Genomic DNA, 19,810 nt, shown 5'->3' on the forward strand with positions numbered 1-19,810 from the left:
GGCCGGATCATGGCAATCGCTAATACCAAGAGCACCGAAATCGCCAACCTCGAGGCCAGCCCGCCGGTCGCCAACGACCGGCTGCTTGCCGGCGGCCGCGTGCGCAAGAAGGTCGCCACGATCGAGGTCGCGGCAGCCGACGACGACGGCTCCGTCTACCGACTGTTTCGGGTCCATTCGGGATGGCACATCCACTCGATCCGGATTCTAAACGACGCGATCACCGGCGGCACAGCCTTCGATGTCGGTCTCTACGGGAGCGACGACGGGGCCGCGGTCGACGACGACGCCTATGCCTCGGCTGTCGACCTGTCGTCGGCGAACGTATCCGGCGCCGAGGTCGCGTTCGAGGCGCGCAACATCGATGATGCCGAGAACAAGGTGTGGCAGGACGCGGGCGCGGCGGCGGACGGCAAGACGTCCTACGATCTGTGCCTGACCGGCGACACCGTCGGCACCGCCGCCGGCACGATTACGGCGATCCTCGAATACACCGGGGATTGATCGAATAACCACCGGCCCGGGACGAACCCGGGAGAGGGTGATCGGGCTTCGCTCGATCACTCCCGGTGGGCCGGCGATTCGTGCCGTCAGGATTTGCGCGCAATCACCTCGACGGGGGCGATGCGCCCGGCCGAGATATTCGCGATCATGTTCTGAACTTTTTCGGGGGTATTCCGACCCATGAGAATGTGCGTGCCGAGCGGTGGCGGGCCGCCGGCCGCCTCCATCCTGGCGCGCATTTGATCGAAGAAGTCGAGGGCGAAATCGCGTCGATTGCGCTCGGCGGTCACTTCGAAACCCGCGGCCTCCAACAGCTCCTTGTAGTGATCGGGTTCGGAGACCGCGCTCGTTGCCGACGTCGTCGCCCAGGGGACGGGATAGGTCAGCGCGTCGTCGCTGGTGCGCATAACATCGTAGATCCCGAACACCGCACCCGGCCGCACGACGCGGCCGACTTCGGTAAATAGTCTTGCCTTGTCCGCGATGTTCATGCCGACGTGCAGCATATAGGCGGCATCGAACCGGTCATCGTCGAAGGGCATGTCGAGGGCGCTTCCCTGTTCGAGGGAAACGCGGTCCTCCAGACCCACCCAGCCCAACAGAACCTTTCCTGCTTCGACGTACTCGTCGGTCAGGTCGATGCCCGTGACACGGCAGCCGAACCGATCGGCGGCGAAACGCGCCGCGCCGCCCAGTCCGCAACCTATGTCGAGGACATGCGTATCGGCGGACAAAGAGAGTTGCGTCAGAAAGTCTTCGGTCGCGCGTCGACCGCCGACATGGAACTCGTCCACCGGCGCGAGATCATCGACGCCGACCGTGTCCACTGACATTCCAAGTTCGGCGACCGCCGCTTCGATCGCCTCGACCAATTTACCATGGGTGTAGTGATCCGCGACGTCCTGGTGGTTTGCCATCGTGTCCCCTCTGGTGACTGGAGCCGGCACGAGAATACACCACGTTAGCCGATCATTGGACCACAGCGGGCCCAAAACGGGCTTTCGAGTCGACCGCGGATAGCGGCCAAGAATCGGTCAAGTCCAGCCATTCCAAGCGATCGGAGTTTTCGCCGGTCACGACCCGCCGATCGGCACCTAGACCGCGTGGTGCGGGAAGTCGATTCGACCATCCCCATGTTACTTGACCCAATTACGGAGGTTCTTCATGGCCACACGGCAATACGATATCGCCCGTGCCGAGTCTCATTTCGAGGTCGGCGAACAGGCGGGCGGGGCGATCACCGACGCCGTCCGCGTCACCATCGACCTGGCACAAATCGCCGACCGCGACGAGGCGGTGCTGCTGATCGACAAGATCAGGATGCACGTCCTCGAGGCCGTCTGGCCGCCGGCCTAGACAATGTCGGACGTCGAAATCTGCAACCGGGCACTGCAGAAGATCGGCGCCGAGGCGCGCATCACCAGCCTCGACGACGATACCAAGGAGGCCCGCGAATGCGGCCGCGCCTACGATCCGGTGCGGCGGGCGGCGCTACGCCTGCATCCATGGAACTTCGCCCTCGCCCGCGCCAGCGTGGCCTCGCTATCGGTGGCGCCGGCCTGGGGTTATGCCCATCAGTTTCCGTGGCCGGCTGATGCGCTGCGCATCCTGCGGGTCGACGGCGATGGGACGGGTGCGGAATGGCGGGTCGAGGGCCACAGGGTGCTGAGCGACGGCGGCGGCCCGCTGAATGTGCTCTACGTCGCAGACATCGCCGACACCGCCCTGTTCGACAGCCAATTCAGGGAAGTCTGCGCCCATTTGCTGGCGATTGAGCTGGCCGAGCCGATCAGCCAATCGAACACCAAGAAACAGATCCTGCGGGACGAACTCGGCGCCTTGCTCGCCGGCGCGACGCGTGCCGATGCCCAAGAGGGCACGCCGGAATCGCTGCCCGAGGACGCGTGGATCGTGGCCCGGGCCTGATGACAAAAGCGTCGCCGATCCAGACCAATTTCACTGCCGGTGAATGGTCGCCGCAGCTCGATGGGCGGGTCGATCTGTCGAAGTATTTCAACGCCTGCGGTGAGCTGCGCAACTTCGTCAGCACGGTCCAAGGACCGGCGAAGCGCCGTCCGGGTACGCGCCATGTGGCCAAAGCCAAGGACAGTCTGCGGCGCACCGCTCTCATCCCGTTCGAGTTCTCCGTCACCCAGGCCTATGTCATCGAGGTCGGGGACCAGTATTTCCGCTTCTACCGGGACAACGGGCGCATCGAAAGCGGCGGCAATCCGGTCGAGATCGTGACCCCCTATACCGAATCCAACCTGTTCGACGCGGCGGGGCGGCTGCGGCTGAAATTCGCCCAATCGGCGGATGTCCTGTTCCTCGTCCACCCGTCGCACGGGCCGCGCAAATTATCGCGGACGAGCCACACGGCGTGGACTTTGACCGAGATCGAATTTCTCGACGGGCCCTACCTACCGACCAATACGTCGGCGACGACGATCACACCGTCGGCCACCACCGGCACCATCACCCTGACCGCGTCGGGCGCGATCTTCACCGGCACCGATGTCGGACGCGTGATGCGCCTCAAGATCGGTTCGGCCGATTGGGGATGGATCAAGATCACCGACTTTACCAGCGATACGGTGGTGACCGCTGTGGTGCAGGCAACCCTGGGCGGGACCACCGCCGACACCGACTGGCGGTTCGGCGCGTGGTCCGATACCAGCGGCTGGCCGGCGACCGTCACCTTCTTCGAAGAGCGGCTGTGCTTCGGCGGGCCGACCGACAATCCCCAGCGCATGGACATGAGCCGCAGCGGCGATTTCGAGAACTTCGCGCCGTCGGATTTCGACGGCACGGTGGTCGGGGATCATGCCCTGGCGCTGACCCTCAACGCCAATAACGTCAATGTCATACGCTGGCTGCTCGACGACGAGAAGGGCCTGCAGTGCGGCACCGTCGGCGGCGAATGGATCATCGGCGCCGCCTCTTCGACGGACGCACTGACACCCGAAAACGCGACGGCGAAACGGTCGAGCAATTACGGCAGTGCCGACCTCATGCCGCAGCGGATCGGGCGGTCGACGCTCTTCCTCCAGCGCGCCGGGCGTAAGCTGCGCGAACTCGCCTTCGTGTTCGAGGACGATGGGTTCCGCAGTCCCGATATGACCCTCCTGGCCGAACATGTCACCGGGGGCGGCATCGTCGCCATGGCCTACCAGCAGGAACCCGACCGAGTGTTGTGGTGCGTGCGCGCGGACGGCGCGTTGCTGGGGCTGACATTCGAGCGCGAGCAGGACGTGGTCGGCTGGTCGCGCCACGTTCTGGGCGGATACAGCGACGCGACAAAGAGCGAACCCGCGATTTGCGAAAGCGTCGCGGCCATTCCCGCCGCCGACGGGTCGCGGGATGAGTTGTGGATGGTCGTGCGGCGCCACGTCAACGGAGATGACGTCCGCGCGATCGAATACCTCGATGGCGCGTGGGACGACGGCGATCCGGCGGATGCCTTCTTCGTCGATTCCGGCCTCAGCTACGACGGCGCACCGGCGACAAGTTTTTCCGGCCTCGACCATCTCGAAGGCGACACGGTGGCCGTGCTGGCCGACGGTGCGGTGGCCCCGAACCGCACCGTGACCGGCAGTCAAGTCGATTTGGAGGTCGCCGCCAGCCGCGTCCATGTGGGCTTGCCCTACACCTCGCGTCTGCGAACCCTGCGTATCGAGGCCGGGGCCGCCGACGGCACCGCCCAAGGCAAGACCAAGCGTATCCATCGCGTCGCCGTCCGGTTCTATCGTTCTCTGGGCGTGCGCGGCGGTGCCGTTGCCGACAGGCTCGACCCTGTTCCCGATCTGCGCTTCCGCGATTCGTCGACGCCGATGGACGCGCCCGACCCACTGTTCACGGGGGACGCCGAAATCGCCTGGCCCGGCGGCTATGAGCGCGCCGGTCACGTGATCCTGGAAACGGCGGAGCCGCTGCCGTGCACAATCGTCGCGGTCATGCCCCAGCTGGTGACCCAGGACCGATGAGAATCGTTCCCTTCCGCGCCGCCCACTTCGACCGCCTCGATCTTCAGGCCGCCCAGCGCTTCACCATGCCCTACCTGACGAGCGGTCACGGGCGCTTCCTCGAGACGGCGGGGCCGGCCTATTCGGCGATCGCCGATGGCCATGTCGTCGGCTGTGCCGGGCTGATCCCGGTCTGGCAGCATCGCGCGATCGGCTGGGCGTTGCTGTCGGACGCGGGTCCCGCGCGTTTCCATTCCATTCACCGTACGGTGCGCCGACATCTCGATGCTGCGTCGACGCGACGGATCGAGATCTATGTGCGCAGCGATCACGAGCACGGCCATCGCTGGGCCCGCGCCCTGGGCTTCCGCTTCGAATGCGGCCCGCTGTGCCGGTTCGACCCGGGCGGCAACGACTACGACGTCTACGTCCGGCTGCGCGACGGTTGAACCGTTCCCGCGGCGCTCGGGCGCCGCCATTTTTCTCTAAACGCGAAGAGGTCCCCCATGTCCGGTCCCATCGTTCCCATCGGTCTCGCCGCGCTCGGTCTGCTCGGCGGCATTCAACAGGCAGCGACCGCCGAGCAGAGCGCGCGGGCGGCCGAGCTCACCGCGCAGTCAACGGCCGACCGCGAACGCCGCGATGGGCGCCGGCAGTTGGGGTTGCGGCGGGCGCGCGCCGGTGCCTCCGGCCTCGGCCTCGAAGGGGCACCATTGGAGGTGCTGGCCGACACCGCGGCGGAGATCGAACTCGCCGCCCAGGATGCCATTTTTCGTGGCGCGGTTCAGGCCAACGCGCGCCGCAACGAGGGCCGCGGGGCGCTGTTCCGCGGCATCAGCAGCGCCGGCAAGACCTTGCTGACCAGCGATTTTTCCTAACACCCGCCAGCGCGACGATCCGCGTCCCGCAGCGAGCCCGCTCCGGCGGGGCCTTTCCTTGGAGATCCGATGACTGTTTCGACCAGCGAGTCCCGCGTCAGCTATGCGGGCAACGGGAGCACCCTGGCCTTCGCCACGACGTTTCCCTTTTTCGACGCCGGCGACCTGCGGGTGGTCCTGCGCGATGCGGCGGGCGGGGAGACGATCCAGACCCTGACCACGGACTACACCGTGTCCGGCGGTTCCGGATCGTCGGGCACGATCACCATGGCGGTTGCGCCGGCCAGCGGAGAAACGCTCGTCATCAGCCGCGAGATGGCGTTCACCCAGGCGGTCGACTATACTGCGGGCGACAAGTTTCCGGCCGAGACCCACGAACGGGCGTTGGACCGGCTGACCATGCTGGCGCAGCAATTGAGCACGCTGATCGGGCGCCAAGTATCGGCCAAAGAAACGGCCGACCTGTCGAACTTCGACCTCACGCTGCCGCTGGTGCTGACGACCGGAAAATACCTGGTCATCAACGGGGCCGGGGATGGCTTCGCCCTCGGCGACGGGCCGGTCGCCGACAGCTCGGCGCTGGTCGTCGTCGATTCGGCGGCGCCGGCCCACCAGACCGGCTTGATCTGGATCGATACCGGCACCGCGAGCAAGCAGATCTGGCGGCAGTCGGACGGTGTCGATTGGGTGCCGGTGCTGACCGTCAACACCGACACCAACGACGTGACGATTACCATCGCCGACGGCGCGATCACCACCGCCAAGCTGGCCAACGATGCCGTCGACGCCACCAAGCTGGCCGATGCGCTGATCGCGACCGGCGCGCAGACGATCTGGGTCCCGGCGGCGGCGATGTCCGCCGTGGCGACCAACGGCGCGGCGGCGAACACGACCGAGCTGGCGAGCAACGACGTCATGGTCGTCGGCTACGACTTCGACGCGGCGGCCGACGAAATGGTCCAGTTCCAGGTCAAGATGCCGAAGGGATGGGACGAGGGCACGGTCACCGCGCGGTTCGTCTGGCGCCACGGCAGTACGGCCTCGAATTTCGCCGTCGATTGGGGTATCCGGGCGCGCGCCTATGGCGACGGCGACGCCCTCGACCAGGCCTTCGGTACCCGGGTCGACGTCGCCGATACCGGCGGCACGACCAACGATGTCTATATCTCGCCGGCGACCGGCGCGGTGACCATCGGCGGCACGCCGGGCGAGGGCGACTACGTCATCTTCGAGGTGCGGCGGGACGCCAACGATGCGGCGGATACGCTGGCCATCGACGCGACCCTGCTCGGCGTCGAGGCGATCTACACCATCGACGCGGCCAACGATGCTTAGGGTCAATCGGCTGGTCGGCTTCGGCGCCGGCGGCGGCGCGGCGGCGGCACCGATCATCGCGGCCAGCGAGCTCGACAGCGACCCGGGAGCGACCGGGACGCACGACTACACGGTCGCCTTCCAACCGGGGATCGCTTTCTTTGCGGTCGGAAATTTGGACTTCACGCCGTCCAGCTCGCCGCCCAACAGCGTCACCATCGATCCCGCCGGGAGCGCCCTGGCCGCGACCCGGCGCGTCTTCGCCGGCGGCATTTCGGGCATGCCGCCGAGCGTCTCGCTGTGGACTTACGACAATCGCGGCGGCGGCGTGGCGGGCACCGAGACGGTGCGGATCGATCCCGGCGAAACCATCAACGCCAGCGTCATGGCCACCGCGTTCCTCACCGGGACGACGGAGATCCCCAACGAGACCGGCGGCGGCACGACGAGCGACGGCACCGGCCTGAGCGAAGCGATCAACGACGCCACCGCGAACGGGATCAACGCCAACGATCTCTATCTGTGGGCGCTCTATGTGCAGAGCTCGTCGCAGACGATCACCGCCTTCGCCGGCGTCACGGACCACGAAGATACCAGCGAGGGGCGGTTCGCCTTCGGCCACGTCCTCTACGGCGAGGTGGTCGGCGACAGTTTGGATTTCACGATTTCGGCCAATCAGAACATGGCCCTGGTCACCGCGGGCTTTCGAGGAGTGTGACATGCGCTATGCCCATATCGACAACGGCGTCATCGTTTGGGAGCGGGATTATCGAGTATCGCCCGACCCGGCGACCTTGGCGCGCAAGGCCATCGTGCCGGTGGTCGAGGAACGGCCGGCCTTCGATCCGGCGGCCGAGGTGCTGGACGGGCCGGCCACGGTGATCGAGCCGACCCGCGTGGTGCGAAGATACGTCGTCCGTGCCAAGACCCGGGCGGAGCTGGTCGGCGATGTGCGCCAGGCCCGCAAGACCGCGTATCTCGGACAGCTCGGCGAGGATGCGGGCGATTTCCAGAACACGGTGGGTGATGTCTTCGACGCGGTGATCAAGAAGATCCGCGCCATGGACGCCGCCGCGCCGGTCGCCGAGCCCGAGTTCGACGCCATGGCCGCGGCCATCGACGCGATCAAGGCCGGCAATCCGAGGCCAGCATGACGGCGATGCGAAAGATCCTCATCATGGCCGCAGCAGCGGCCTTTTTCATGCCCGCCGCCGAGGCCCACACCGCGCGCTGCTACCCGGCGGCGCGGCTGTTCGACACGCTGCGCGCGCAATTCGGCGAGCGCCCGGTCGGCGCCGGGGTCGCGGCGTCGGGCGCCTTCCAATTACAGATGTGGGCGTCGCCGGTCGGTACCTGGACCCTGGTCTACCTCCGCCCCGACAAGGCGGCCTGCGTGGTCGCCGACGGCGACGGCTGGACCCTGGCGCCGGCCGCGCCCGCCGCCGGCGAGGCGTCGTAAATGGGCGACGGCAACAGCGGGCAAAGGGTGATGGCGATCGAAAGGGCGCTGACGATGGCGGTCGGCACCCTGCTGGTCGCCATCCTGGTCTGGTTCGGCACCACCCTGACCGAGGCCAGCCGCAACATCTCGGCCCTCGACGCGACGGCTGAGATTCGCTTCCGCGAGCTCGGCAAGGACGTCGACGAGGTGCGCACCATCGTCAACGCCAACCGCCGCACCCTCAACGAGCGGACCCGGGTGCTCGAGAACCACGAACGCCGCATCGAACAGGTCGAGCGCCGCTGCTGCGCCGGCCAGCCGAAACTCTAGCCCTAACCGATCCCCGGCCGCCGGCCGTTACCTCCCCGCAATTACAGGAGACACCCATGGCCCTTCGAGATTTCATCAACCGCGTCAAGCAGGGCGTCGAGGACGTCGCCACCCTCGACGTGATCACCTCGCGCGGCAAGGTCGAGATCGCCCGCACCGAAGCCGGCGAGGTCGATTTCGACGCCCTGTTCCAGTCGATCCAGTCGCAGATGACGGTCGGCGAGCATTCGACGATCCGCGTGCTGGCGGCGACCCGCATGCAGTTCGACAAGGATACGCTCAACTTCATCGCCGACGACCTCACCGAGGAGGACAAGGAGATCCTGCGCACCACCCACTGGCCGGGCGTGCAGAGCGCCATCGTCGGGCGTGAGAACATCATCAAGCTCGGTGTCGGCGTGCTCGATGCGATTATTCCCGGTTAGCCTGGTGTTGCTCCTGGCCGCATGCGGCGGCCCGGAGGAACGGCGCATCGAGTGCAGCCTGCTGATCCTCGACGAACGGATCGTCGTCGGCGCCCGCAACCGGGTCGTCCATCACCGGGTCGAAGGCGTGTGCACGAACCAGATCGCACCCGATATGAGCCATGTAGGACAGCGTTAATTTTGCGCGGCGGAGATCGCGGCGCAGATGGCGTCCAGCCGTGAGGTGCGCAGTGCATTGGTCCAGCGATTCATATCACCACGCTTTCCGACTACGATTTGGGCCTCGTTGGTTCCGATCTCGGTTCCGCCCGCGGGGATGGTGCCGTCCCAGATCAGTCCATAATTGTTCTTGTTCGGATCGGGAGGGTTTTCGCAGACGGCGATCGCGTTCGTCGTGATGGTGTCGGAAATCCCTTTGGGTAGCACGTCCAAGGCGTAGGCGAGATATCGAATGAGAACGCCCTTTCCCGTCGGCGCATAATCGACGCCGAAGGTTGTGGCGGCATCGCCATGAAGCACAGCCTCGTGGAACACGCCATCGCTGCTGGTCAGGAAGTCGCGCGCCCCCTGCGACAAACCTTTTTTGATGCCCTCGGCCTCGGCCTTGGTCGACGCGGGGAGCTGCCCAAGGATACCGCCGGCCTTCAGGATGTCGGCAAATGCCGCCACCAAGAGGCCCTGGTCTCCGCTCCACATCTGACCGGGCTCGCCGGTGTAATACTTGGGAACGCCGACTTTGTTGTATTCGCTGTCGGCAGCCGTGGGCCGGTCGTAGACGAGACGCGATGAAGCATCGGACGACGGGTATTCATACCTCGCATTCTCGAGGTCGAACCACTCGGAGAACCACCGTAATTGCTCGGTGATCGCATCAAGATATGGATAGTCAAGAACCGGAACACAACGCCCAAGGCGGATCGAAAGACACAGGTAGAGCGCGTTGGTCACCGTATTCTGGATCCCGCCGTTGCCCTTCGGTTTGAAATACGAGTTCCAGCAGCCACCTTCGACCGGCTGCGCCGGCCCGTCATATTGCTTATTTGCCGAAACCCACGCGTAGCTTTGCATCACCTGCCAGCAATCGTGGGCATATTGGAAAACGCACTCCTTGGTCAAGAGGTGGTCGTCTTCGTAGCACTCCGTTCCGGGGTCGGGCGCGCCGTCCGAACCGAAAACGGCGTCGTAGTGGTCGTAAAGATCGATGAACGAGATCCCCCACCAGCCGTAATCGTCCCACCAATTGGCACCTTTGCGCGTGTCAAACCCCTTTGATTTGTCGCTCTTGTAGGTCTCGACAAAAAGGCGCTGACAATCGCCGATCATTTGCCAGGCGTTGGGGATCAGGATGTGCCGCCGGGGGTCGTTCGGGGGCCAGATGCTTTGCGCGCACAGGATAGCGGTGACGAGGGTGTAGAGGGTGCTGCCCGACTGCCAGAAGTTGCGACCCGTCCAGCCTTGCCAATTGGTGTGGAGTGCCTCGAATTCTTCCGCCAGGTGATCGGCGAAATCGAAATCGGCCGTCATTGGGTAAATCCTTTCCGTGCTCGAAAGTCGTGCGCCGTGATTGATGGCTCAGATCACGGCCGGGAGCGGACTTCGGCAGCGTCTCGACCGCGGACTCTATTCCCATCCATGTTCTCTTGTCATCCCTGTTCCCGTTCTCGCGTATGTCGTCGCTCCGCGTCGTCCGCGCGTACCAATTCTGATGCGGTATCCGGTAGCGCCGCGAGCGCGCCGACGCCTTCCCCCTGACCTCAACCCAACGGCCCCCTCGCGGGGCCCTTTTTTTGTGGAGACTCCTCATGCCCGACTTTCCGCGCGGCCTGCCGGTCGCCCGTCCGATCGAAGAAACTGCCGCCGACCCGGGGGTCCAAGCCGAGACCAGCCATCTGCGCCAGCTCGAAGCGCGCGCCGCCGCCTTTCCCCTCGCCGCCGGGTTGATGGAGGAGGGCGCCGCGGCACTGGCCGCCCGGCTCGACGCCGACACCGTGCCGCCGGCCGATGCGGTGATGGCCGACCTCGACGCGCGTCTCGCGGCGCGGATCGATGCCCTGCCGCAACCGGAGCGGGCCGGGCTCGACGGATCGCGGGCCGCGCTTCGTGATCGCGTCCAGCGCCAAGCCGCGCTCCGTGCCGCGGCGGGCAGCGGCGAACGGATCGACCGCGCGGTGCTCGACGGCATCGCGCGCCAGGCGGCGGCGGTCCGCGCCGAACCGGCGCTGTTCGGCCTCGCCCGCGACGAACTCGGACTGCTGCTCGACGATCTGGAAGTGAGCGGCGCCCACCGCGCCGACATCGAACGCCGCGCCGGGCAGCGCCTGGTCCGGGCGGCGGTGACCGGAACCATCGCGGGCGAGGGCGGCGCGGCCGCGCTCGACCTGCTCGATAACGGTGCCTTCGACGGCGTCCTGGCGCCCGACATCGCCGACCGGCTCCGCACCATGGCGCGGGCCGCGGCCGCCACCGGCGACGCGGAGCGGAGCGCCTGCGCGGCAGAGGCCGAGGCCCTTGAAGCCGGCCGCCTGGCCGCCGACATGCGCGCCGGGCGGGGCGATAGGACCGACATCCTCGACGCCTTCGCCGATGGCCACATCGGCGCCGCAACGCGCGACCGGCTGTGGCGCCAGGCCGAAACGCGCTCCGAACGGGAGATCGCCAGGCGTACCGACATCGCGGCCGTCGCCGCCCGCGTCGCCGGCGACGGGCCGCCGCTCGACCTGGCCGACCCGGAGGATATTTCGGCGGCCGACCGCTTCTACGACGACACCGTGGCGCCCGGCCTGGCCGAACTCGACCCAGGGGTGCGCGGCGAAGCCGTCGCCGACGCGGTGCTGCAGCTCGGCCTGGTGCCGGCGGGGGCGCGCACCTTCGCGGCCCTGGCGCTGTCGGCCGACGATCCGGCGTTGCGCCAGGCCGGCGCCGCGGCAATCGCCGCGATCACCGCCGAGGCGCCCGAGCTCGCCGCCGCATTCGATGAGCGCGACGTGGCCTTCGCCGAGACCTTTACCGCCGCGTGGCGGGCGGGCATCGACGAGACCGAGGCGCTACAGGCGGGGGACGAGGTGGCCGAGGAGGTGAGGGAGGTCGACAGCCGTCACGAAGGAGTCCTGGACCAGGCGATAAATCGCTTGACCGATGATCCAAAATCGGCCGAGGCGACGGCGGTTATCATCGGGCAGGCGCTCGTGCAGGAAAATGCCGTAGTCGAGGCGGGACTCGCCGCGCTGACGGAGCGTTGGAGCGCGCAAAGCCCGGAGTCCGCTGACGAGTTTGTGCAAAGGGTCCTGAGGGCACGCGATGCCGCAGATACCGGCGCCGCTCATGACTTTCAGGAGGCGACACTTCAATTAGCCTCATTTTCTCCGCAAACGCAAACCGACCTGACATCGGACCCCAACACCCCAGAACGGGGCAGCAAGCCTGGCGAGATCGAGACGGCTGTGCTGCCGCTCGCGATACCTATCCTCATTGGTCTGCTTTTGGTCGGGACCGCGATTGTAGCAAATGAGGATGCGCAGCGCCGTCGCCGGGGTCGGCGAAGTGTCGGCGAGGAAACGTTCGATGCGATCACCGATCTCCTCAGCCCCAGCATTGCGCCGGTCGATCCACCTCCCTCGAAAGTAGAAGGACCGCGCACGGACATGCCGATCAATACCGACCAACCCGAGACTCTTGAACCGACCGACATGCCCGAAATCCAGATTTTGCCGGGCCCGACCATTCCCGATGCGCCTGAGGGCGGCATATTCATCTTCCCCGACGAGAGCGAGGAATTCAGCAAGCCGACGATCGTCGAGAATCGAAGAGGCCTTGATCCCGTTAAGCAGCTGAATGATCGCATACGCGATTATGTACAGAACCAAGGGGAGAAGCAGGGGCTGGATATCATACATTACGCTGGCGGCAGAAATGCTGAAACCGGAGAAGACATGCCTGAGTTCCGAATTCCAGGGCCTGGAATCGCTTTTGTCGACCCTGTGACCGGTAAGCCCGGAGACACTCGGCCAGGATCAATTCATATCGATTTGGCATTTCTAATTCGAAGCGAACAGAAAATTACACTCCTACTCGTCCAATCAATAGACGTAAACAAAGATGGGCTTCCTACCGATCGTGAAGCGCGGGCAATAGATCGAGCGTGGAAAGCATTTGACATGGACGAAAAGCCCATAATTGTTGGTATCCCTAAAGATGGCCAACTAGGCAAGATTGAAAGAAAACTACGAACGATATTAGACAACCAATAATTGATATTTCTGCTAGGGCGTTGTAAAAGAGTGTATGCCTCGCAAGCAGCGTCCTTACCGTAGGCGTTTTCTCGTGTTTACGCGGACAGACGAGATCGCCTTTTCTCGCGCCTTGCAAGAAGCGTTCGGGACAGTGCTTTTCTATGACGTGGGCCCATCCAATGTCTGCAAAATGCCACTCCAGGAACTTATCGTCGGCTGTTCGAGGGAGTACATCGGCGGATTTCTCCCCGAGTCTGGCTGGCAACCCGTCGTGCAACGGAAAGAGAAATTTGGCATTGATTATTTCGCCAACTCGCCTAAGGCATTCCATTTTGAAATAAGTCGCTCGGTTTGGCATTGGGTGGCCAATCAACGGATGGCCTTCGATAACCCGACCCTGGAAGAGGGTTGGATCACCTCGTGGTTCGACCGCGACGATCCGGCGGAAAAGGCCTTTGTCCGCAAGATCTGGCGCATTCTCGACAAGATGACCTGCCGGGAATACAAGGTCGAATTTCCCCATACCGGCCGTGTGCTCGGCGATACGATCTCGGATATGTGGGCCGGCCACGACGCGCTGCGTTGGTGCGGCCAGGGCAAGGCGCGCATGTTGTGCGGGCGCTGGCGCCCGCGGGACGACTGGGCGTTTCCGAACCTGCCCTGGTACGACGGCCTCGAAGTCGATAATCCGCCGGAGGTCTGTTGGGGCGGCGGATACGGTGGCAAAACGCTTTAAATTGGCCAAGCGCAGCAAATGAATCACCGGAACGTGTAGCAGGGGCGGGTTGGTAATACCAAAGGTTTCTGCAATCTTTGCGTGTATGCCAATTACTCCGCGAAGGTTCGGCCAAGCGGCATTGCTCATACTCGCTCTGGCCTATCTGTTCTTCAGCCCCTGCGCGTCGAACGACGTAACGATCATCAATGGGACCGGCCACCGAATAGCCGTCGTGTTGCGCATGAATGACAAGGCAGTCTGGGCCGGGGAAGTAGCGGCGCTAAGCGAGCGAAATCCGCCCGTCATGCACCCGGGCGGAGAAGCGAGCTTCGATATCGAGGTCAATGTCGCGGCCAAGGGAACCAGACTTCGCGGCGAGTATGGCTACGTCCTGCCGTTCGACGGCTATCGGCACATTTTCCTCATCGACCATGACGGGATTCATGACGCCACGCTTTCATTCGGCCTCAACTGGTGGGCCGTTCTATTGCAAGGTGTGATATATTTGTGGGGACCATACGTGGCAAAGATTCCCTGCGCCGGTCCGGATTGGTTGTGACCGGCGGTATGCGCGCTCCTAGTCTGATCCCGTATCCGGTGGTGCCGTAAGCGCGCCGACGCCTCCCCCCTGACCCATCCCCAACGGCCCCCTCGCGGGGCCCTTTCTTTGTGGAGACTCCTCATGCCCGACTTCCCGCGCGGCCTGCCGGTCGCCGCTTCGCACCCCGATGCCACCGGCGATGCGGAGGCCCAAGACGTGACCGTCCGCCGGCGCCAGCTCGAAGCGCGCGCCGCCGCCTTTCCCATCGCCGCCGGGTTGATGGAGGAGGGCGCCGCGGCGCTGGCCGCCCAGCTCGACGCCGAAACCGTGCCGCCGGCCGATGCGGTGATGGCCGACCTCGACGCGCGTCTCGCGGCGCGGATCGACGCCCTGCCGCAACCGGAGCGGGCCGGGCTCGACGGATCGCGGGCCGCGCTTCGCGATCGCGTCCAGCGCCAAGCCGCGCTCCGTGCCGCGGCGGGCGGTGGCGAACGGATCGACCGCGCGGTGCTCGACGGCATCGCGCGCCAGGCGGCGGCGGTCCGTGCCGAACCGGCGCTGTTCGGCCTCGCCCGCGACGAACTCGCACTGCTGCTCGACGATCTGGGAGTGAGCGGCGCCCACCGCGCCGACATCGAACGCCGCGCCGGGCAGCGCCTGGCCCGGGCGGCGGTGACCGGCACCATCGCGGGCGAGGGCGGCGCGGCCGCGCTCGACCTGCTCGAAAACGGTGCCTTCGCTGGCGTCCTGGCGCCCGACATCGAAGACCGGCTCCGCACCATGGCGCGGGCCGCTGCCGCCACCGGCGACGCGGAGCGGAGCGCCGGCGCGGCAGAGGCCGAGGCCCGCGAGGCCGGCCGCCTGGCCGCCGACATGCGCGCCGGGCGGGGCGATAGGACCGACATCCTCGACGCCTTCGCCGATGGCCGCATCGGCGCCGCAACGCGCGACCGGCTGTGGCGCCAGGCCGAAGCGCGCACCGAACGGGAGATCGCCAGGCGTACCGACATGGCGGCCGTCGCCGCCCGCGTCGCCGGCGACGGGCCGCCGCTCGATCCGGCCGAGCCGGCGGATATTTCGGCGGCCGACCGCTTCTACGACGTCACCGTGGCGCCGGGCCTGGCCGAACTCGACTTGGCGGCCCGCGGCGAAGCCGTCGCCGACGCGGTGCTGCAGCTCGGCCTGGTGCCGGCGGGGGCGCGCACCTTCGTTGCCGTGGCGCTCGCCGCCGACGATCCGGCGTTGCGCCAGGCCGGCGCCGCGGCAATCGCCGCGATCGCCGCCGAGGCGCCCGATCTGGCTACCGCCTTCGATGAGCGCGACGTGGCCTTCGCCGAGACCTTCACCGCCGCGCGGCGCGCCGGGATCGACGAGACCGAGGCGCTACAGGCGGGGGAGAGGGCGGCGGAGCGTCTAGGGGACAAACAGACTGGCGAGGATAACTTTCCGGGCGCTCAACCCGAAATAGAGCCGGGGCCCGGTTCCGAGGGAAATCGGTCCGACCCTGAATTTGGCATGGGCCAGCGCCCGAATCACGAATTGGCGCGTACGACCCTTGCCGTTCCCGTCGACCACGATCCATGGCGCGGCACGCCGTTCACCGAGGACGATAGGAACCGAAAGCTGGCGATGCTCCAGCGGATCGAAAACGTCCAATCCACCGATGAGCTCGATGCGATCGACCAGGAAATCGAGGACGTGTTCGGCGAGAACCGGGGTATCGTCCTTCAACTTCGCAACGCCGTCCGCGCAATCTTGGAACTACAGGACCCTGAGGCACTTCGATCGAGTGCTGACGGGAGCGATCCAACAGCGGAACTTAAGGACGCACGGCGATTCCTCGACCAAAGTCGGGAGGTTCTTACTGGACGCGGGCCAGCGTCGCTCGCGCGGCAAACTATCGTTGAGCTTCGCGAAAAGCTCCTGAACGACGATCCGCTGGACGACCGGCATGCCGAAGACGCTGTGATCTTCGGCGCTTACGAGGAGGCCAACAACCTCAGATTGCGGCCGACCAAGGGCAACGGGATCGCGTTCATTGCCGGCGACAGCCAGGAGCCGCTGTTCGTGCTCGACCGAAACGTCGCCCGCGCCGTCGCGGTAGGGGAGGGCAAGACGGCCCGCGCCTTCCAACTGCTGACCCGGTTCATCGCAGGCGGTATCGACCGTGCGGGGTTCGACCGGGAAGCCGAATCGTTTTCGGTTTTTCTTGCCGAAGCAACCCCGGAAATCACCGCGTCGGACGTCGTCGATACTGACCTGCGCGATGCGCTGCTCGCGGCCGCCAACACCCTCGAAGGGGGCGCTGACGCGGGCGCCGTGATGACCGCGTTCGCGAGCGAACGGGCCGGGTCGACCTTGGTCGACGGCGAGTCGGTGATCGACTTCGTGCTCGACGTTCTCCCGATCGTCGGGCACGTGCGGAGTCTCGGTTACGCAATCGATGACTTCGAGGACCTTCGCGCGGCGTTGGAGGAGGGGGACTTCGGCGCCGCGACATTGGCCGGCGTCATGCTTTTCCTCGACACGGTCGGCGCCATTCCCGGCATCGGCACGGTGTTCGGCCCCGGGATCAAGTCAGCAAAGGTGCTTCTCGGGCGCATGCTGGAAAGCAATGTGTCTGTCTCGCGACGGTTTCAAATGCGTGCTCTTGCAGGACTTCCCGGGTCCGACCCTTTGGTTGAGTGGATTTCACAGCAAGATTGGTTCAAGCGATTGATTCCGAAGGAACAAGCGAATGTTCAAGCCTTAGCAATAAATGCCGGAGCCCGTGCTGCAGAGCTGTTCATCGCGAAGCGTTTTCAATTATCGGGGTTCTTCCGAGGGCGGAGTGTCATTGAACAGGTTGGCACTCGAATATCTAGGGGCAAGCGCTCGGTCCCCGATATTGTCGAAGGCCCGCGCGCCCAAATACGAAGGCATAGAAAATCCCAGAAAAACGGCGATATCCCCGTTGATGAACTCGTTGGAATGTCGGTCAAGGAGGTCAAGACCGGGGGAGCTACATTAACCAAGGCGCAGGAGACATTAAGGCAATACTTCATCAGTGTTGGCCGTCCTCAGGACTTCGTGCATCTCAATGTGCCCCTGGAAGAGATTCCCCTGAGCATCTTCACAGATGTCATTGAAAGATATGCGCGGGAGAACGGGATTCCGCTAAGGCTAGCGCGAAAACTCAGTGACCAACTTTACGAAGAATTACCAAGTTGGACGCCCGTCTGGTTGTTTCTCGACGCTTACGTCCGTGGCGTCAGTGGATTGGAGCGGATAATAGAGAGCGAGGTCGAATCCGGAAGGAGGCAAGGCGACGGGATAATTAACGCGTGACGATTTTGATACGTTACGATATACTACAATCATTAGTTGCTAATCTGGAGTGGTCGCCATGGGTGTTTCATTTGAGTTCTATTGGCCCGGTCAGACTAGGAAAGACCTGGATCGGGTGTATGACGAGGGCGGAAACTTCGAGGAAAAGACCACCTACAATGCGGTCCTCCGGTTTCGATTTCCGAACGGGTTTACTGAGGCGATCGAACGGCTTCGCGAGCGCTATCAGCTAGGGATCCTCGACGACATCATTCAGGAACCGCCCAACAATTTCGAAACCGGCGAGTCGACGCTGCCCCTGGTCTACAAGGCACCAGGTGATGTCGCGGGGGCCTTCGAGCGTCTCGCCGCGGCGCTCGAGGCGCGGGACCCCGACGCGGAGGGCCTAGTCAAGAGCTATGTGGGTTTTTTTGGGAGGGTAACCAACCTTCCCGCCGTAAAAATCAACGACGAGGATTGGACTCTTCTCCAAGAAAGTATCGCGGGGCTGGCCGGGCAGGCGCGTTGGGCCGAGCACCAGGGTATCGAGGGGCTCTATCTGGCGATGTATTATTGATCGGTCGGTGGTCTAGCCCGCGCCGACCCGCGTCCGATGTCACGCAAGCAGCACCCTTACCGCAGGCGCTTTCTCATCTTGACGCGGACAGATGAGATCGCCTTTTCCCGCGCCCTGCAAGAAGCCTTTGGAACGGTACTGTTCTATGACGTGGGGCCCTACAATGTTTGCAAATTGCCGGTGCGGCAATCCATCGTTCAATGCAACAAAACTTTTATCGGCGGATTCATCCCGGAATCCGGATGGCAGCCCGTAGAGCGACGCGACGAACAGTTCAACGTCGACTATTTCGCGAATTTCCCAAGAAGGTTTCATTTCGACATGCACCGTTCGGTCTGGCATTGGGTTGCCAATCCACGCATGGCCTTCGACGACCCGACCCTTGAGGAGGGCTGGATCACCTCGTGGTTCGATCGCGACGACTTGGCGGAAAAGGCCTTTGTCCGCAAGATCTGGCGCATTCTCGACAAGATGACCTGCCGTGACTACAAGGTCGAATACCCCCATACCGGACAGGCGCTCGGCGACACAATTTCGGATGTCAGGGCCGGCCATGATGCTCTGCGCTGGTGCGGCCAGGGCAAGGCGCGCATGCTCAACGGTCTGTGGCGCCCGTGGGACGATTGGGAGTTTCCAAACTTGCCGTGGTACGACGGCCGCGAAGTCGGCGACCCGCCCGGCGTCTGCTGGGGCGGCGGGTAAGGTGGCCAAACGCTTTAGCCGAGATCGCCCGAGTTGAACCCGGTCGAGAACATCTGGCAGTTCCTGCGCGACAACTGGCCGTCAAACAGGATCTTCCAATCCTATGACCAAATCGTCGCACTCTGTTGCGAGGCATGGAACAAGCTCATCGATCAACCCTGGAAAATCATGTCCATCGGTCAACGAGAATGGGCCCATGGGTTCTAGTCAATGCAAGCTGGTATTAGGTGACCTGATAGTGAGGATGATAGATCGAATACACCCGCGCATATTGGATCTTGTCGTTTTCGCTGACTTCATAGAAGGCCGCCACCATGAGTCGGAACGAGGTTCCCGCCTTGTGCTGAACGCCGACCCAGTCGAGGTCTTTCTTACACAGAAAATCGATAGCGGCTTCAGTGGCAATTGTCGAAGGAGACGTGAGAAAGTGGATGTGATCGCGAATGGTTTCTTCCATGATTTCCGACACACCAGTCCAAAAGGCGACCGCCTTGGCTTTGCCGCTGTTTATTGCCGCTTTGGGGATGTATTCAAAGGTTGCGTCGGGCTCGTACCACCTATCGTAGAATGAGGAGTAGTCCATTCCGGTACCGGCGCAGGCGGAATTGAAGTCGCGAATATACTGGTTGTATTCCTCTTCCGTTATCATCGGTCCCGATCTCCCGTTCGGTGATTGAGTGCGTTGTTTCGATAGTTCGACGGTGCCGCAATCACAATTGTTCGCCTGTGTTACTATGGTACTAGCCGGGATTCCCCAGATGGCTCCTCCCAATCGCCAACAATGATAGCAGAATGGGCATCCGACCGCGAACCTGGCCCTGAGCTGTCATGATAGGCTGTGGTCCGCTCTTGATCGGGCTGATTTGGCGATGAGAAACCCGGC

23 protein-coding genes and 1 pseudogene are annotated in these 19,810 nt (G+C 64.3%); 20 read left to right on the forward strand and 4 right to left on the reverse strand.

Annotation, left to right across the window (positions count from 1 at the left end; all coding sequences use genetic code 11):
* Window positions 1–9: 9 nt before the first annotated feature.
* Window positions 10–504 (forward strand): hypothetical protein, encoded by a 495-nt coding sequence (locus GY791_08325; protein MCP4328427.1) that lies wholly within the window; start codon window positions 10–12, stop codon window positions 502–504.
* An 86-nt stretch (window positions 505–590) separates the two neighbouring features.
* Here GY791_08325 and GY791_08330 read toward each other — a convergent pair whose 3' ends face one another.
* A complete protein-coding gene (locus GY791_08330; GenBank protein ID MCP4328428.1) occupies window positions 591–1,421 on the reverse strand; it encodes a methyltransferase domain-containing protein in 831 nt (276 codons plus the stop codon).
* Between the two features lie 247 nt (window positions 1,422–1,668).
* Here GY791_08330 and GY791_08335 point away from each other — a divergent pair, with 247 nt between their 5' ends.
* From GY791_08335 to GY791_08390, 12 genes are all read left to right on the forward strand, one after another.
* Window positions 1,669–1,860, forward strand: coding sequence for a hypothetical protein (locus tag GY791_08335; protein MCP4328429.1), 192 nt, complete (start codon window positions 1,669–1,671; stop codon window positions 1,858–1,860).
* A gap of 3 nt (window positions 1,861–1,863) precedes the next feature.
* Window positions 1,864–2,430 (forward strand): hypothetical protein, encoded by a 567-nt coding sequence (locus GY791_08340; protein ID MCP4328430.1) that lies wholly within the window; start codon window positions 1,864–1,866, stop codon window positions 2,428–2,430.
* Window positions 2,430–4,487: a hypothetical protein gene (locus GY791_08345; protein ID MCP4328431.1), complete on the forward strand. Its 2,058-nt coding sequence runs from the start codon at window positions 2,430–2,432 to the stop codon at window positions 4,485–4,487. Before GY791_08340 ends, GY791_08345 begins: the two co-directional genes overlap by 1 nt.
* The gene (locus GY791_08350; protein ID MCP4328432.1) at window positions 4,484–4,915 is read left to right on the forward strand and encodes a hypothetical protein; all 432 of its coding nucleotides are present in this window, start codon (window positions 4,484–4,486) and stop codon (window positions 4,913–4,915) included. Before GY791_08345 ends, GY791_08350 begins: the two co-directional genes overlap by 4 nt.
* A 57-nt stretch (window positions 4,916–4,972) precedes the next feature.
* Window positions 4,973–5,344, forward strand: coding sequence for a hypothetical protein (locus GY791_08355; protein ID MCP4328433.1), 372 nt, complete (start codon window positions 4,973–4,975; stop codon window positions 5,342–5,344).
* A gap of 69 nt (window positions 5,345–5,413) precedes the next feature.
* Window positions 5,414–6,679: a hypothetical protein gene (locus GY791_08360; protein MCP4328434.1), complete on the forward strand. Its 1,266-nt coding sequence runs from the start codon at window positions 5,414–5,416 to the stop codon at window positions 6,677–6,679.
* A complete protein-coding gene (locus tag GY791_08365; GenBank protein ID MCP4328435.1) occupies window positions 6,672–7,376 on the forward strand; it encodes a hypothetical protein in 705 nt (234 codons plus the stop codon). The genes GY791_08360 and GY791_08365 overlap by 8 nt, the downstream gene beginning before the upstream one ends.
* Window position 7,377: 1 nt before the next feature.
* Window positions 7,378–7,812: a hypothetical protein gene (locus tag GY791_08370; GenBank protein ID MCP4328436.1), complete on the forward strand. Its 435-nt coding sequence runs from the start codon at window positions 7,378–7,380 to the stop codon at window positions 7,810–7,812.
* Window positions 7,809–8,117: a hypothetical protein gene (locus tag GY791_08375; protein MCP4328437.1), complete on the forward strand. Its 309-nt coding sequence runs from the start codon at window positions 7,809–7,811 to the stop codon at window positions 8,115–8,117. The genes GY791_08370 and GY791_08375 overlap by 4 nt, the downstream gene beginning before the upstream one ends.
* Window positions 8,118–8,429 carry a hypothetical protein gene (locus GY791_08380; protein MCP4328438.1) on the forward strand — a complete coding sequence of 104 codons (312 nt, stop codon included), beginning with the start codon at window positions 8,118–8,120 and terminating at the stop codon, window positions 8,427–8,429. It abuts the gene before it with no gap.
* A gap of 56 nt (window positions 8,430–8,485) precedes the next feature.
* A complete protein-coding gene (locus GY791_08385) occupies window positions 8,486–8,854 on the forward strand; it encodes a hypothetical protein (GenBank protein ID MCP4328439.1) in 369 nt (122 codons plus the stop codon).
* The gene (locus GY791_08390) at window positions 8,835–9,032 is read left to right on the forward strand and encodes a hypothetical protein (protein ID MCP4328440.1); all 198 of its coding nucleotides are present in this window, start codon (window positions 8,835–8,837) and stop codon (window positions 9,030–9,032) included. The genes GY791_08385 and GY791_08390 overlap by 20 nt, the downstream gene beginning before the upstream one ends.
* Here GY791_08390 and GY791_08395 read toward each other — a convergent pair.
* Entirely contained in the window at window positions 9,029–10,378 is a 1,350-nt protein-coding gene (locus GY791_08395; GenBank protein ID MCP4328441.1) for a hypothetical protein, read from the reverse strand. The genes GY791_08390 and GY791_08395 overlap by 4 nt on opposite strands.
* A 278-nt stretch (window positions 10,379–10,656) precedes the next feature.
* Here GY791_08395 and GY791_08400 point away from each other — a divergent pair, with 278 nt between their 5' ends.
* From GY791_08400 to GY791_08420, 5 genes are all read left to right on the forward strand, one after another.
* The gene (locus GY791_08400; GenBank protein MCP4328442.1) at window positions 10,657–13,101 is read left to right on the forward strand and encodes a hypothetical protein; all 2,445 of its coding nucleotides are present in this window, start codon (window positions 10,657–10,659) and stop codon (window positions 13,099–13,101) included.
* Between the two features lie 358 nt (window positions 13,102–13,459).
* Entirely contained in the window at window positions 13,460–13,819 is a 360-nt protein-coding gene (locus GY791_08405) for a hypothetical protein (protein MCP4328443.1), read from the forward strand.
* An 85-nt stretch (window positions 13,820–13,904) separates the two neighbouring features.
* Entirely contained in the window at window positions 13,905–14,360 is a 456-nt protein-coding gene (locus tag GY791_08410) for a hypothetical protein (protein ID MCP4328444.1), read from the forward strand.
* A gap of 123 nt (window positions 14,361–14,483) precedes the next feature.
* Window positions 14,484–17,669: a hypothetical protein gene (locus GY791_08415; GenBank protein MCP4328445.1), complete on the forward strand. Its 3,186-nt coding sequence runs from the start codon at window positions 14,484–14,486 to the stop codon at window positions 17,667–17,669.
* Window positions 17,670–17,727: 58 nt separating this feature from the next.
* Window positions 17,728–18,225: a hypothetical protein gene (locus tag GY791_08420; GenBank protein MCP4328446.1), complete on the forward strand. Its 498-nt coding sequence runs from the start codon at window positions 17,728–17,730 to the stop codon at window positions 18,223–18,225.
* 39 nt (window positions 18,226–18,264) lie between these two features.
* On the opposite strand, the gene GY791_08425 is transcribed toward GY791_08420, so the two are convergent.
* The gene (locus GY791_08425) at window positions 18,265–18,567 is read right to left on the reverse strand and encodes a hypothetical protein (protein MCP4328447.1); all 303 of its coding nucleotides are present in this window, start codon (window positions 18,565–18,567) and stop codon (window positions 18,265–18,267) included.
* Between the two features lie 18 nt (window positions 18,568–18,585).
* Here GY791_08425 and GY791_08430 point away from each other — a divergent pair, with 18 nt between their 5' ends.
* Together GY791_08430 and GY791_08435 are read left to right on the forward strand one after the other, a co-directional pair.
* Complete coding sequence (locus tag GY791_08430; protein ID MCP4328448.1) at window positions 18,586–18,927, forward strand: hypothetical protein; 342 nt, start codon at window positions 18,586–18,588, stop codon at window positions 18,925–18,927.
* A gap of 21 nt (window positions 18,928–18,948) precedes the next feature.
* Window positions 18,949–19,134: pseudogene (locus GY791_08435) on the forward strand (IS630 family transposase).
* A gap of 16 nt (window positions 19,135–19,150) precedes the next feature.
* On the opposite strand, the gene GY791_08440 reads toward GY791_08435, so the two are convergent.
* On the reverse strand, window positions 19,151–19,576 hold the full coding sequence (locus GY791_08440; GenBank protein MCP4328449.1) for a hypothetical protein: 426 nt from the start codon (window positions 19,574–19,576) through the stop codon (window positions 19,151–19,153).
* Between the last annotated feature and the right edge of the window lie 234 nt (window positions 19,577–19,810).

Source organism: Alphaproteobacteria bacterium, assembly GCA_024244705.1.
Classification (GTDB): Bacteria; Pseudomonadota; Alphaproteobacteria; order JAAEOK01; family JAAEOK01; genus JAAEOK01.